The following is a 13,959-nucleotide window of genomic DNA, read 5'->3' as shown; positions in this document are numbered from 1 at the left end:
CTGGATCATGGCTATCCGGCTCGCGTGGCCGCCAGCGCCCCGAGTGTGGAACAGGGGCTGACCGAAGCCAGCGTGCCGCTTGCCTCCATACCCGCACCTGTGCCGGTCAAGCCGGTAGCCAGTGCGCCGGCTGCGGTTGCACCGCGTGCCGAGTTGCCTGTCGCCAAGGTCGAGGTGGTCAAGCAGTGTTATCGTTGGGGCGAGTTGAACGACAGCCAGCTGGCGCGTGCCCGTGGCGGTATTACCACTTTGCGCCTGCCGGCGGCTCAGGTGTCGGACAGCGTGCGCGAGGACAAGCAGGCCGGCGGCAAGGCCTGGGTGTATTACCCGCCGCTGGCGACCCAGTCCGAGACGCTGACCCTGATCGCCGAGCTCAAGGCCAAGGGGCTGGATAGCTATATCGTGCGCAATGAGGGCCCGTTTCGCGGTTACCTGTCATTGGGCCTGTTTGCCAAGGAAGAGGGCGCCAAGGCCCTGGTCAAGCGTCTGAAGGACCTGGGCTTTGACAAGGCACAGATCGATGCGCGCGGAGCGCGCAGCAAGAAAACCACGGTGAGCCTGCGTGCGCTGACACCGGAGCAGGTGGACAAACTCAAGGCGGTGCAGCAGCGCCTGCTGCCCGGCATCGTGGTCCAGCCTTTCAACTGTAACTAAGCGACCTGCCCGTCGGGAGCGCCCGCTCCCGACACCTGCCTTGCTCTCTTTCCGTTACACGCCCGTTTCATATTAATGTCATATTTTTTTGATCCTGCTGTCACAGTAGTGACTTATGGTTGTCCTTATCGACCGGCCTCGCGGTAGAACCCAACGGAGTCATTCATGAGCGACAGCTACAAGATCAAGCATCACGGAGTGGAAGAGTGCAGTAATGAATCGGGCAACCCGGCGTTTTCCGCCGTACTGGATGCACGCCTGTCACGGCGCAGCGTGCTGCAGGCCGGTGGTGCTGCCGGCGTAGCCGGTTTATTGCCGGCGCTGGTTCAGGCCGCGCCCATGTCGGAGAAGCCGGCGGTCTTGGGCTTTGCACCGGTGCCGTTCTCGGTGGAGGATAGGGTCGTAGTGCCGCAAGGCTATGTAGCTGACGTGCTGTATGCATGGGGCGACCAGGTCGGAATCAAGGGCATGAGCCCTGCGTTCAAGCCGGATGCGTCCAATAGCGCCGCCGAGCAGGAAGTACAGGCCGGCATGCACCATGACGGCATGGCGTTCTTCCCGCTGCCGCAGGGCTCGCAGGCTGCCAAGCATGGCCTGCTGGCGATCAACCATGAATACACCGACGACGGCCTGCTGCACAGCGATGGCATGAAAACCTGGAGCGGCGACAAGGTCAAAAAGGCACAGGCGGCGGTGGGGGTATCGGTGATCGAGGTGGAGGATGCCGGCAAGGGGCGCGGCTGGCGCGTGGTGCGTCCGTCGAAGTACGCACGCCGCATCACCGCCAATACGCCGATCGCGATCGGTGGCCCGGCGCGCGGCCATGCTCTGATGCAGACCGAGGCCGACCCCAAGGGGGTCGAGATCCTTGGCACCTTCAATAACTGCGCCAACGGTAAGACGCCGTGGGGCACCTATCTGACCTGCGAGGAAAACTTCGACGGCTACTTCGTCAACGATTCGGGCACGCTGTCGGACAACGAGAAGCGTTATGGCATCAAGAACAAGGACGCAGGCTACAAGTGGGCATGGGAAGATTTCCGTTTCGACTTGCAGATTAACCCGAATGAGGCCAACCGCTTTGGCTGGGTGGTCGAGGTTGACCCCTACGACCCGAAGTCTAAGCCGGTCAAGCGCACGGCACTAGGCCGCTTCAAGCACGAAGGCGCGACGGTGACGATTGCGCCCGATGGCCGCGCCGTGGTGTATATGGGGGACGACCAGCGCTTCGAATATATCTACAAGTTTGTGTCGAAAAACCGTTACCAGCCGAAGAACCGCAAGTCCAATATGAACTTGCTGGACGAGGGCACGCTGTACGTCGCGCGCTTCGATGCCGATGGCTCCGGCCAGTGGCTGCCGCTGGTGCATGGCCAGAACGGGGTGGATGCCGGTGCCGGTTTTGCCGATCAGGGCGAGGTCGCAATCAAGGCCCGCATGGCGGCCGATATCGTGGGTGCAACCAAGATGGACAGGCCGGAGTGGGTTGCGGTCAACCCGCGCGTAGCTGGCGAAGTGTATTGCACGCTGACCAATAACAGTGAGCGCGGCACCGAGGGCAAGCCGGGCACGGATGCTGCCAACCCGCGCGCCGACAACAAGTTCGGCCATATCATCCGCTGGCACGAGGCCGGCGGCAACGCGGCGGCGGCTTCGTTCAAGTGGGACATCTTCGCGCTGGCCGGCAAGCAGGATGCCGCCAAGAGCGAGCATAAAGGGGCGCTCAAGGGTGATGGCTTTGGCAGCCCGGACGGACTCAGCTTCGATGCTCAGGGCGTGCTATGGGTACAGACCGATGTGTCGACCTCAACGGTTAACATGAAGGACTACGCAGGCATGGGCAACAACCAGATGCTGGCGGTGATCCCGCAAAGCGGCGAATTCCGTCGCTTTCTCACCGGCCCCAACGGCTGCGAGATTACCGGCATCAGTTTTACGCCGGATAGCAAAACGCTGTTCATCAATATCCAGCACCCCGGCGAGCCGGAAAGCGAACGCACCGACCCGGCCAAGCCGACGGCGGTTTCGAGCTGGCCGGACGGCGCTGCTTCCGGTCGACCACGCTCGGCCACGGTGGTGATCCGCAAGCTGGATGGCGGGGTGATCGGTAGCTAAGGCGGAAAAGCAGAATGCAAGGCCGGCTTTATGCCGGCCTTGTCGTTTGTCTGGCCGGTTTTCGTATCAGCAAAAAGACCAGGCCGCTGACCCATGTCATCAGCGCCAGCGTGATGAATGTATGGTGGTAGGCGGCAAAGGTCTTGCCCTGGTCCGGGTGGAAGTCCTGCCCTAAAAATAGCGACAGCACCACGATGGCGAAGGTCAGGCCCATGCTGAGCGCCAGCTGCATGGCGGTCGAGAGCAGCATATTGCCGGCGCTGGCGTATTCGGCCGGCAGACTGGACAGCGCGCTGGCGTTGAGTGTGGAGAATTGCAGCGAAATGGCGGCACCGAAAGCCAGCAGCACCAGCACGAAATACAGATTGCTTGTCTGTAGCGTGGTAAACGCCAGCGCCATGATGGCTGCCCCCACCGCGATATTGCTGAGCATCAGCACGCGGTAGTTGCCGAAACGCTGGATCAGCGGCACGACGGCGGGCTTGACCAGCAGCGCGGCACCGGCAATCGGCATCAGCAGCAGGCCGGCATGTGCCGGCGAATAGAGAAAGGCCAGCTGCAAAAATAGCGGCAGCAGCAAGGGCAGGCCGCCCGAGCCCAGACGCACCAATAAATTGCCCAAGATGCCGATGCTGAAAATACGGTTGCGGAAAATGGCCAGCGGAAACAGCGGTGCCTTGTGGTGCCGGGCGTAGGCAATATAGCCGGCGATACTGGCGATGCCGCAAGCGGCCATTGCCAGGGTGGCAGCTATGGACAGGCGGTGTTCGCCGAACATCTCCAGTGCGTAGGAAAGCAGTAGTACACCGCTGGCAAACAGCAGATAGCCGGGCACATCGATGCGGGCAGCGGGCTCGCGTAGCTGCGGCATATGCCTCCACGCCAGCACAAAGCCCAGTATGCCGACCGGCACATTGACCAGAAAGATCCAGTGCCAGCTGCTGTACTCGACAATCAGGCCGCCGAGCGAAGGGCCGAGTACCGGGCCGATCAGGCCGGGCAGGGCAATAAAATTAAGCGCCTCCATGCGGCTGGTGCGATCGGGATAGCTCTTGAGTACGGCCAGGCGTCCGGTGGGCAGCATCAGCGCGCCGCCCACCCCTTGCACGATACGGCAGGCTATCATCTGCGGCAGTGTCTGCGAGGCGGCACACAATATGGAGCCCAGCGTGAACAGTACGATGGCGGCAAGGAAGGCGCGGCGGGTGCCGAAGCGGTCGGCCACCCAGCCGGAGAGCGGTACCAGCACCGCCAGCGTCAGCACATAAGCGACCAGCACCGACTGCATCACCAGCGGGCTCTCGCCCAGGCTGGCGGCCATCGACGGCAGGGCGGTGTTGAGGATGGTGGCGTCCAGCGTCTCCATAAACAGGCTGATGGCAGCAAGCCAGGGCAGCCAGGGGGAGACGCCATCGACGCGGGGAGGAAGCAGAGTCGGCATCTACGCACTATATATGCCGACGTGTCATCTTGCCGGCATTGGCCGTACTGGCTCAGGCGGTGATGGTTTGTGCGCTTCTCTGACTGAGGGCCTGATTGAATTGTTCTATCGGTAGCGGCCGGCCGAACAGATAGCCCTGATAGTGATGGCAGCCCAGGCGTGCCAGGGTCGCTTGCTGGGCATCCGTCTCTACGCCTTCGGCAATGACATCCAGCGCCAGCGTCTGTGCCAGTGCCAGGATGGTACGCACGATATCGGTATCGGTATCGTGGCCCGCTTGTTGCAGATCGCGCACAAAGCTCTGGTCTATCTTGAGCTGATCCAGCGGCAGGCGTTTGAGATAGGCTAGCGACGAGTAGCCGGTACCGAAGTCATCCAGTGAAAAGCTGATGCCGTGAGCCTTGAGCGCCATCATCTTGAGAATGGTTTGCTGCACATGGTTCAACAGCATGCTTTCGGTCAGTTCGAGTTTGAGTCGTCGCGGATCGGCGCCGGTCTGTTCTATGATGTCCAGCACTTGCTGCACAAAATCGGGCTGATGAAACTGGCGGGCGCTGACATTGACGGCCAGCGTCAGCCCGGCACTTTCCGGCGCATGGCTCCAGCTGACCAGTTGGCGGCAGGCCGTTTCCAGTACCCAGTTGCCCAGCTGGATGATGAGCGTGCTTTTTTCCGCCAGCGGAATAAACAGCCCTGGCGAGATCGGGCCTTTTTCGGGGTGTTGCCAGCGCAACAATGCTTCGGCGCCCAGCACCTTGCCTTGGGCATTGACCTGAGGCTGATAGTGCAGTGCCAGTTGCTGCTGGTGTATGGCATCGCGCAGGCTGGACTCCAGCGCAGCGCGCTCGTCTACCGTATGCTGCATGGCCTGGTCGAAGAAGCAGACGGTATTGCGTCCGCTGGCCTTGGCCTGGTACATCGCAAGATCGGCCTGCTTGAGCATGTTTTCGATATTGCCATCGTGGCCATGGACCAATGCAACGCCGATGCTGCAGGAGCTGTGGTGATTATGTTTGCCCAGGATGTAGTTTTCCTGCAGGGCCGCCAGCAGTTTTTCGGCTACGGTCTTGCAATAGCCGGCTGCAGTTTCCGGGTCGGTACTCAGCCCTTCCAGCAGTACCACAAACTCGTCTCCGCCTAGCCGGGCGACAATATCGCTATCCCGCGTATTGCTGCGCAGGCGCTGGGCGACCTGTTGCAGCATCAGGTCGCCCTTGTCATGGCCCTGGGTGTCGTTCAGATCCTTGAAGTTGTCCATGTCGATAAACAGCAGTGCACCAGACAAACCGCTGCGTGTCGCGCCGGCCATGGCATGTTGCAGATTGTCCAGCAGCATGCGGCGGTTGGGCAGTCTGGTCAGCGGATCGTAATAGGCCAGACGCTGGATCTCTTCTTCGGCATGTTTACGCAACGTAATATCGGTCATGGTGCCGATATAGTGGGTGATTTGCCCCTGCTCATCGAGAACCGTGGTGATAGTCAGCCACTCGGGGTAAATCTCGCCATTCTTGCGCCGGTTCCATAGCTCGCCTTGCCAGGTATGGTTGCGGACCAGTTCGTCCCACATGGCGCGATAAAACTCGGCAGAGTGACGGCCCGATTGCAGCAGCCGGATAGGCTGGCCCACCACTTCTTCGCTGCGATAGCCGGTGATGTCGCAAAAGGCCTGATTGACGCGCACGATTAACTGGTGCCGGTCCGTGATGACCATCCCTTCTTGTACCTCGAAGGCGATAGCCGCAATGCGCAGGTCGGCTTCGGCACGCTGACGTTCCTGTGCGCGGTCAAGAAAGGCGTTGAACCATTCTGTCAGCTGGTTGATTTCGTCAAGTGTGCGTATTTTGGCCAGTCGCCACCGCGGTGGCAGGCGGTCGGCCTGAAAGTCGCGGAAACCGTCCGAAATGGCGCGCAAGGGATGTATAACCCGGATGGTATAAAGGCGGATCAGCAAGGCAATCAGCAGCAGGGAGGCGAGCAGGATGGCGACGCCGGCCTGTGCGATGCGGCTGACCGGTGCCAGCAAGGTCGCTTGCGGTATCAGACTAACTACATACCAATCCAGCCCTGCCAGTTTGTGGTAGTTGAGCTGGGTTGCTTGCTCATCCATTTTGATGGTGAGCGATCCTTGCCGGCCTTGTAACAGTACGCCTAGCGCCGGATCTATGGCCTGCCCCAGCAGCGCTTCGTCCGGGTGAAACAGCAGGTGCTGTTTGGCGTCGACGACCAGTAACACCGCACCTTTCCCCATCTCCATCTCGCGCAGGTGCTGGTACAGAAAGCGCGGGTCGAAATTGACCTGCAGCATGGCGAGAGTCGCCGTCTTCTGGCCGCTGGCATCCAGCTGTTGCAGCAGTTTGGTCGCGACAATCACTTGCCGGGTACTGGACGAGGTATTGACGTTGTTTTCAATGCCATGCCAGCGAATGGCATTACCTGCACCGTTCGTGTCGCGCTGCAATCGCTCGCGTAGCGTATGGTCGATGGCTGACAGGTTGAGCGTATCGCCCACATGGTAGTGCTGGCCATTGCGGGTAAACAGATCGATGGAGGCCAGTCCTTTCAGGCTGCTGTATCCGCTGAGGATATAGCCTATGCGCGCCTGGGTAGATAAGGACTCGAAAGCATTGTCGCGCTGGCTGGATTTGTCGGCGCGCGCCAGCATCTGCTTGATCTCGTCTACCGACTCGATGTTATGAATCAGGTCTTCGATCTGTTCCAGATGCTGGGTCAGATGGGCGGCCTGTTCGGTCAGTAGGTTCATATTATGGCGGGAAGCCAGCTCGACCACCGTGCTGCGCGTCACGCTGAAGCTGATCAGCTGGTATAGCAGCAGCGGCAAGACGCTGATGGCCAGCAAGAACCCGATCAGCTTGAACGAGATATTGATCTTCATTACGGTGCTGTGCCGGGGCGCGTGCCGCGCAGAAGAACGGAATCGACCAGTAACTCGGCCGGCACCGGCTTGCCGGCTAGCATGGCAAGCGCTGTTTTGACGCCCTGATAGCCTTGTTCATTGCCCTGCTGGTCCATTGTCGCGACCAGTTCGCCACGGGCGAGTGCCAGGCGGGCATCGGGGATGGCATCGAAGCCGGCGACAAGGATGTGTGTGCGCTTGCTGTCAGTCAGATATTTGCGGGCACCGATCGCCATCATATCGTTGGCGCAGAAAATTCCGCGCAAATTGGGGTGTTGTTGCAGCAAGGACTGGGTGACACGGTAGGCATCGTCTATTTTCCAGTAGGCGCTTTCGCTGGCAACGAGCTGCATGCCGGCCTGCTGGAAGGCGCGCTGTGCGCCCAGGCGCCGTTGCTTTGCATTATCGGCCGATGGAATGCCTTCGATAATGGCAACCGCCGAGTGCGCGGGCAGATGGCGGCTCAGTTCCATGGCCGATGTAAAAGCGGCCGCTTCATTGTTGATGCTGATAAAAGGCACCGGACGCATGCCTTGTGCCGCCATGGCTCGTGTGTCCAGCCGGTTATCGATATTGACGATATGGATGCCGGCCTGCTGTGCCTGCTTGAGGGCCGGCACCAGGCGCACCGAGTCGCCCGGTGCAATCACGATCGCATCCGTGCCGCGCTTGACTGTATCTTCGACAATCTTGATTTGCTGTTCGATCGAGGTTTCTTGTGTCGCTGTTTTGACATCCAGCCGGGTGCCGGTTTCCTGCGCGGCACGGCGTGCCCCTTTTTCCATTTCGATAAAGAAGGGATTGGTCAGGGTTTTCATGACCAGCGACACCCGCAGGCCATTTGTGCCGCTGGCAGCGGTCGCCGGAGCCGATGCGGTAATGGCGGAAATAGAAGCTTGTTCGCTATCGCAGGCAGCCAGTCCAATCAACAGCAAGGTGACAATCAGTTGCCTGAATTTAGAAAAGGTCATGGCTTGTGCCTGCAATAAAAGATCGAAAGCCATCTTGCATCATCGATGATGCCCGTTTTCGTATTAAGTGAAACCTATCAAGCTCAGCATGATCTTATCGCATGTTGCCGGCTTATTACAAATGAGTATGCTTTCGTTGTCTTTCTTGCGTAGTGCTGATACCGAGGGCACACTGCATGATGTGCCGATGGGGCACGGCAGCCTTAAACCGTCGGCTGTACAAGATGGACGGTAGCCGGTGACTGCCCGGCGTGATTTACATGGGGTAACACCATGTCGCAGATGATTTATGGGGACGGCGCGATCCGCCGTACCGGCCTGTTCGGTTCTTCCATCGAAAACACTTACGCCGGCGTGCTCTCCTTTATGCGCCGCAACTACACGCGCGAGCTTGCCGGGGCCGATGTGGTGGTGTCCGGCGTGCCGCTGGATCTGGCGGTGACCTTCCGCCCCGGCGCGCGTCTGGGGCCGGCGGCTGTGCGTGCTGCCAGCGTGCAATTGGCCGAGCTCAAGCCCTTTCCCTGGGGGTTTGATCCGTTCGAGGATCTGGCGGTGATCGACTATGGCGACTGCTGGTTCGATGCGCATAACCCGCTGACCATCAAGGACGCGATTATTGAACATGCGCGCACCATCCTTGCTTCCGGCGCCAAGATGCTGACCTTTGGTGGCGACCATTTCATCACCTATCCCTTGCTGATTGCGCATGCCGAGAAATATGGCAAGCCGCTGAGCCTGATCCACTTCGATGCCCATTGCGATACCTGGGCTGACGACAGTCCGGACAGCCTTAACCACGGCACCATGTTTTACAAGGCGGTGAAAGACGGGCTGATTGATCCGAAAACCTCGGTGCAGGTCGGCTTGCGTACCTGGAATGATGACTTTATGGGTATTCCGCGTATCGATGCACCGACGGTGCACGAGATCGGCGCGGCCGAAACGCTGCGCCGTATCAAGGACATCGTGGGCGACAACCCGGCTTATCTGACCTTTGATATCGATTGTCTCGACCCGGCCTTCGCCCCGGGTACCGGTACGCCGGTGCCGGGCGGGCTGACCAGCGCACAGGCGCTACAGATCGTACGCGGGCTGGAAGACGTGAATCTGGTGGGGATGGATGTGGTGGAAGTGTCGCCGCCATTTGACCAGAGCGAAATCACCGCCCTGGCCGCGGCACATATTGCTTGCGATCTGTTATGCGTGCTGCGCCAGCGCAAGGTGGCAGGCAAGCTGTAATTTATAGGTAAGTAAAAGGGCATCCCTGACGGATGCCCTTTTGTCGTTTAATTGATCAGCGTGGCACTGACCAGCAGCAAGAGCAGCAGCGTCTCGCTAACCTCTATCCCCGCGCCCAGACAATCGCCGCTCATCCCGCCCAGCTTCTTTTTCAGATACGCCCACCAGAGCACACCCGCCAATGGTGCGGCCAGCAAAGCCGGGGAGAGCCAGGCCGACAGGCTGGCAAGCGTAGCCGCCGCCAGCCAGAACGAAGGCCAGTGGCTGCGCCAGGCAAAGCGCTCGCCGCTGCCGGCAGCCAAGGGTGGCAGGGTGGCCGACCAGGCCACGGCAAATAGCCGCGCCCACGCCGGTATCAGCAGCAGGGCTGCCCATAGCCCGGCTCTGGCGAGCAGCATCATCAGCACCAGTTTGGCCGTCAGCTGGCAGATCAGCACGATGACGCCGAAGCTGCCGACATGCGGGTCTTTCATCACTTCCATAAAGCGCTGCGGCGAGCTATGGGCAGCGCCTAGCGCATCGGCCAGATCGGCCAGCCCGTCCAGATGCAGGCCACCGGTCACCCATACCCATAGCAATAGCGACGCGATCGCCGCCAGCCAGGGCTCGATCTGACCCAGTGCAAACAGCGGCAAGGCAATCAGCGCACCGACCAGCAGGCCGACCACGGCAAACCAGCGCGCGGCATCGGCCAGCCACGCCGGGTCGAAGTGCTTGAGCTGGGGAGTGGGCAGGCGGGTGAGGAACTGCACCGCCAGAATCAGGCTACGCATGGCGACTCCAGTCGGGTGAGATAGGCTGGATGCCCTTCGAGGAGGGATAGCTGGGCGAAACCGCCGCGTGGTACCGAGATCAGCCGTGCGGCGCTAAATGGCAGGCCCAGCAACTCGGCCAGGAGCAGGGTAATCACGCCGCCGTGGGTGATCAGTACACGGTGATCGCCTGTGGCTTGCGTATTCCACTGCGCCAGCGCTGCCAGTATGCGCTGGCGAAAGCCGGCGTAGTCCTCTCCCCTGGGGGGGCATAGCTCGCCGGCTGCCAGGCGCAGGCCCCAGCCCGGAGCCTGAGCCTCTATCAGACCCGATGGCAGGCCGTCCCAGTCGCCGAAGTCCATCTCGGCAAAACCGGCATCGACGTTCAGCGGCAGCGAGGCGGCCAGTGCCGACTCGACGGCAAAACCGTGGCAGCGCTGCAGCGGCGAGCTGGCTAGCGCCGTCACCGGCGCGGTACGGCTAAGGCTGCCCCAGCTTGCATGCAGCTGTTGCCAGCCCTGTGTGTTTAGCGCGAGATCGGTGCGGCCGATCAGGCGGCCGGCGTGATCTATCTCGCCGTGGCGCAGCAAGGTGAGCGTGTAGGCGCTCATGCCTTGTCCGACACGCCGGCGCTATCAAAGGTCGCCATTTCACCGTGCAGCAGGATGGCAGAGGCAATCAGCGGCAACACCAAAGCCGCGCCCGAGCCTTCGCCCAGACGCAGGCGAAAATCGACCAGCGGACTCAGGCCAAGATGTTCCAGCGCGGCCAGATGGCCGGTTTCCTGCGAGCGGTGGCTGGCCATCAGCCACAGGGTGCAGTCTGGGTCCAGCGCCTGCGCCACCAGTGCCGCAGCAGCGGCGATAAAGCCGTCGACCAGGCTGGGCACGCCCAAGCGTGCGCCCTCCAGATAGAAGCCGGCCATGGCGGCGATTTCCAGTCCGCCTACTTCGGCCAGTACCGCCAGCGCCTCAGTGTCCGGCGTCAGGCGCGCCAGTGCCGCCTCGACAATGCGTGCCTTGAGTTGAACGCCGGCATCATCCACCCCGGTGCCGCGTCCGACCACGGTCGTGGCGGGCAGCGCGCAAAAACGGCAGATCAGCGCGGCGGAGGCTGTGGTGTTACCTATGCCCATATCGCCGGCAATCAGCAGCGTGGCACCGGCATCAATGGCGCGACGCGCGGCGGCGCGACCGGCCTCTATCGCGTCTTGCGCTTGCTCGCGGCTCATGGCAGCTTGTACCGCCAGATTGTGCGTTCCGGTCATCACCTTGGCGTTCACCACATGTTCGCCCAAGGGCGGCAAAGTGCTGGCGACGCCGACATCGACCACTTCCAGCCGTGCATTATGCTGGCGCGCCAGTACACAGATGGCTGCGCCACCTGCAGCAAAATTTTTCACCATCTCGGCTGTGACGGCCGATGGGTAAGCCGATACGCCTTCGGCCGTCACGCCATGATCGGCGGCAAACACGGTGATGGCTGCATGCGGCAGTTGCGGGATTTCACGTTGCTGCCAGGCGGCAAAACGGCAGGCAATGTCTTCCAGCATGCCCAGACTGCCTGTGGGCTTGGTCAGCCGGTTTTGACGGGCTTGGGCGGCGAGCAGGGCGATATGGTCGGGGATGGGGAGCGAGGTCGGCATGATGGGCTTTGTGTATGGGGGCTATATGGTCAAGGAATATAAGGCAAGACGCAAATGGCGTGGAAGGAATCGGCTTGCCCAGATATACTGCGCGCCGCAGGTCATGGGAAGCCGGTGTAAATCCGGCGCTGCCCCCGCAACGGTAAGGTCTCGTATCAGTAATGATGCGCAGGCTTCGCAACAGCCACTGTCGATATTCGGCGGGAAGGCGCGAAGCTGGTTTGACCCAGCCCGGAGACCAGCCTGCACGGACGCCGCCGGAACTGGCGTCTTTAGCTGGAGTATCGCGGGGAGGCGATAACGACCATTGTCGTTCTTAAAGGTGCGCGGACTGCGCATTTCTTCCTGCACTCCTTCTCGTTTTTCTTTCGAGGGGTGCTGTCCTAATGTTCAAGCAAAAATCTATTGTTGCGCTGGTGTCTCTGGCACTATCTCCGGCGCTATTCGCCGCCCAAACCCCGGTTCAGACCGAAGAGATGGTGGTTACCGCCACCCGTATGGCAACGCCGGTGTCCAAAGTACTGTCCGATGTGACGGTGATTACACGCGAGGAGATCGAAGAAACCGGTGCCACCCAGCTGACCGAGCTTTTGGCGCGGCAGCCTGGGGTGGAGGTCGTGAGTAATGGCGGCATGGGAACCAGTTCTTCAGTATTCATGCGCGGTGCCAATTCGAATCACACACTGATTCTGGTCGATGGCATGCGCATTGTGTCGGCATCTGCCGGCACGACCGCCTTGCAGCAAATTCCACTGGATCTGATCGATCGGGTTGAAATTCTGCGTGGGCCGGCATCCAGTTTGTATGGCGCGGATGCGATTGGTGGCGTGATCCAGATCTTTACCCGCAAGGGTGATGGTGCACCGAAGTTCAGCGCGAATCTGGGCTTTGGTGAGCGTGGTACGACGATTGCTGGCATGGGTATCAATGGCAAATTGGCAAACACCGCCTTTGGTATCAATCTGAGCCATCAGTCGACGAATGGCTTCTCTGCACAGAGTGCCAATTCGGATTCTGAATGGGGGCTGCATAATCCTGACCGAGATGCTTATCGCGAGAATGCCTACTCTGCCTATTTGACGCAAACATTGGCAGCAGGCCACGCGCTGACCGTGCGTTCGTTTCAGACATCCAGCAATGTCGAATACGATGTGAGTGAAGTTAATCAGGATGAAATCAGAGGCCGTTTGTCCGGTCAAAGCATCGAATTGCAAAACAAGCTGACCGATATCTGGAGCAGTACCCTGCGCTTTGCCCGTACGCAGGACAAGCAGGAGGGCTTTGATGATGGGCAGATGGATGTTCGTGCCAGCTTGTTCGATACCACGCAGAACGAATGGCTGTGGCAGAACGATGTGGCAACCAAATTGGGTGCTTTGCAGTTGGGGCTGGTGCATACCGAGCAGAATGTAGATGGTGTTTCCAGCTACATGCCTAATGGTTTCACCGTAACGCGCCGCACCAATAAAGCAGCTTTTGTCGGTTATACCGGTGATTTTGGGCCTCACCTGTTACAGGCCAGTTTGCGCCATGATGATAATTCCCAGTTTGGCGGCAAGACTACAGGGCAGGCCTCTTATGGCTATCGCTTTGCTGATGGCTGGCTGGCTCGTGCCGGTTATGGCACTGCCTTTCAGGCACCAACCTTCAATAACCTGTACGGCTCGTATAAGCCGAATCCTAACTTGAAACCGGAAGAAGCGACCAATTATGAGGCAGGCTTGCGTTGGACAAATGCAGGGCATCGTGCCGAGCTGACGTGGTTCCAGAATACGATAGATAACCTGATTATTTATCAGGGGACGACCAACAATATGGGGGCGGTTAACCGCGATGCCCGTATTGAAGGTGTGACGCTAGTGGGTGAGTCCAGCATGGGGGCGTTGACGCTATCCGGCTCGGCGACTTGGCAGGATCCGGAAGACCGCAATACGGGCAAGCAATTGCTCCGTCGTGCTCATGCGTTTGGACAGGTCAATGCTTCTTATGACTGGGGACGCTGGATCAGTGGTGCGGAATATCATGTCACTGCCAGCCGTCCTGATTATGGCGCGGAATTGCCGGGTTATGCCAAGCTGAACCTGTATGCAGATGTGAAGCTTGCACGCGAGTGGACCGCAACCGCGCGTATCGAGAACGTAGCCGACCGTGACTATGAAAATGCCTACGGCTACAACACCGGCGGCCGTACCTGGTTCGTTGGCGTGCGTTACCAGCCCAAGTAAGCC

At 60.1% G+C, this 13,959-nt stretch carries 10 protein-coding genes and 1 riboswitch; of the genes, 4 read left to right on the top strand and 6 right to left on the bottom strand.

What is annotated here, in order from left to right:
* Nucleotides 1-654: SPOR domain-containing protein (locus tag EGI20_RS05935; RefSeq protein WP_498630462.1), on the top strand; the 654-nt coding region annotated here is incomplete at its 5' end.
* A gap of 165 nt (nt 655-819) precedes the next feature.
* Nucleotides 820-2,769 (top strand): PhoX family protein, encoded by a 1,950-nt coding sequence (locus tag EGI20_RS05930; protein WP_498630460.1) that lies wholly within the window; start codon nt 820-822, stop codon nt 2,767-2,769.
* A 28-nt stretch (nt 2,770-2,797) separates the two neighbouring features.
* Here the strand turns inward: EGI20_RS05930 and mdtD are convergent, their stop codons facing one another.
* From mdtD to EGI20_RS05915, 3 genes are read right to left on the bottom strand one after another with little or no spacing between them, the layout of a single operon-like run.
* Nucleotides 2,798-4,210, bottom strand: a complete 1,413-nt coding sequence (gene mdtD, locus EGI20_RS05925) for a multidrug transporter subunit MdtD (protein ID WP_498630458.1) — start codon at nt 4,208-4,210, stop codon at nt 2,798-2,800.
* Nucleotides 4,211-4,262: 52 nt separating this feature from the next.
* Nucleotides 4,263-7,103 (bottom strand): bifunctional diguanylate cyclase/phosphodiesterase, encoded by a 2,841-nt coding sequence (locus EGI20_RS05920; protein ID WP_498630457.1) that lies wholly within the window; start codon nt 7,101-7,103, stop codon nt 4,263-4,265.
* A complete protein-coding gene (locus EGI20_RS05915; RefSeq protein WP_498630456.1) occupies nt 7,103-8,095 on the bottom strand; it encodes a sugar ABC transporter substrate-binding protein in 993 nt (330 codons plus the stop codon). Before EGI20_RS05915 ends, EGI20_RS05920 begins: the two co-directional genes overlap by 1 nt.
* A gap of 273 nt (nt 8,096-8,368) precedes the next feature.
* Between EGI20_RS05915 and speB the strand changes: the two genes are divergently transcribed.
* Nucleotides 8,369-9,334, top strand: coding sequence for an agmatinase (gene speB / locus EGI20_RS05910; protein WP_124734835.1), 966 nt, complete (start codon nt 8,369-8,371; stop codon nt 9,332-9,334).
* 47 nt (nt 9,335-9,381) lie between these two features.
* Here the strand turns inward: speB and cobS are convergent, their stop codons facing one another.
* The 3 genes from cobS to cobT are packed head-to-tail and all read right to left on the bottom strand — an operon-like array spanning nt 9,382 to nt 11,731.
* A complete protein-coding gene (cobS, locus tag EGI20_RS05905) occupies nt 9,382-10,107 on the bottom strand; it encodes an adenosylcobinamide-GDP ribazoletransferase (RefSeq protein WP_498630454.1) in 726 nt (241 codons plus the stop codon).
* Nucleotides 10,095-10,697, bottom strand: coding sequence for a histidine phosphatase family protein (locus EGI20_RS05900; protein ID WP_498630452.1), 603 nt, complete (start codon nt 10,695-10,697; stop codon nt 10,095-10,097). Before EGI20_RS05900 ends, cobS begins: the two co-directional genes overlap by 13 nt.
* A complete protein-coding gene (cobT, locus tag EGI20_RS05895; protein ID WP_498630450.1) occupies nt 10,694-11,731 on the bottom strand; it encodes a nicotinate-nucleotide--dimethylbenzimidazole phosphoribosyltransferase in 1,038 nt (345 codons plus the stop codon). The genes EGI20_RS05900 and cobT overlap by 4 nt, the downstream gene beginning before the upstream one ends.
* A gap of 81 nt (nt 11,732-11,812) precedes the next feature.
* A riboswitch (cobalamin riboswitch) is annotated at nt 11,813-11,992 on the top strand.
* Between the two features lie 125 nt (nt 11,993-12,117).
* On the opposite strand from cobT, the gene EGI20_RS05890 reads away from it, so the two are divergent.
* The gene (locus EGI20_RS05890) at nt 12,118-13,956 is read left to right on the top strand and encodes a TonB-dependent receptor domain-containing protein (protein WP_498630448.1); all 1,839 of its coding nucleotides are present in this window, start codon (nt 12,118-12,120) and stop codon (nt 13,954-13,956) included.
* The last annotated feature ends 3 nt before the right edge of the window (nt 13,957-13,959 follow it).

The organism is Aquitalea sp. S1-19, assembly GCF_024343515.1.
The sequence above is the reverse complement of the archived record's forward strand: the minus strand, read 5'-3'. Positions and strand labels throughout refer to the sequence as shown.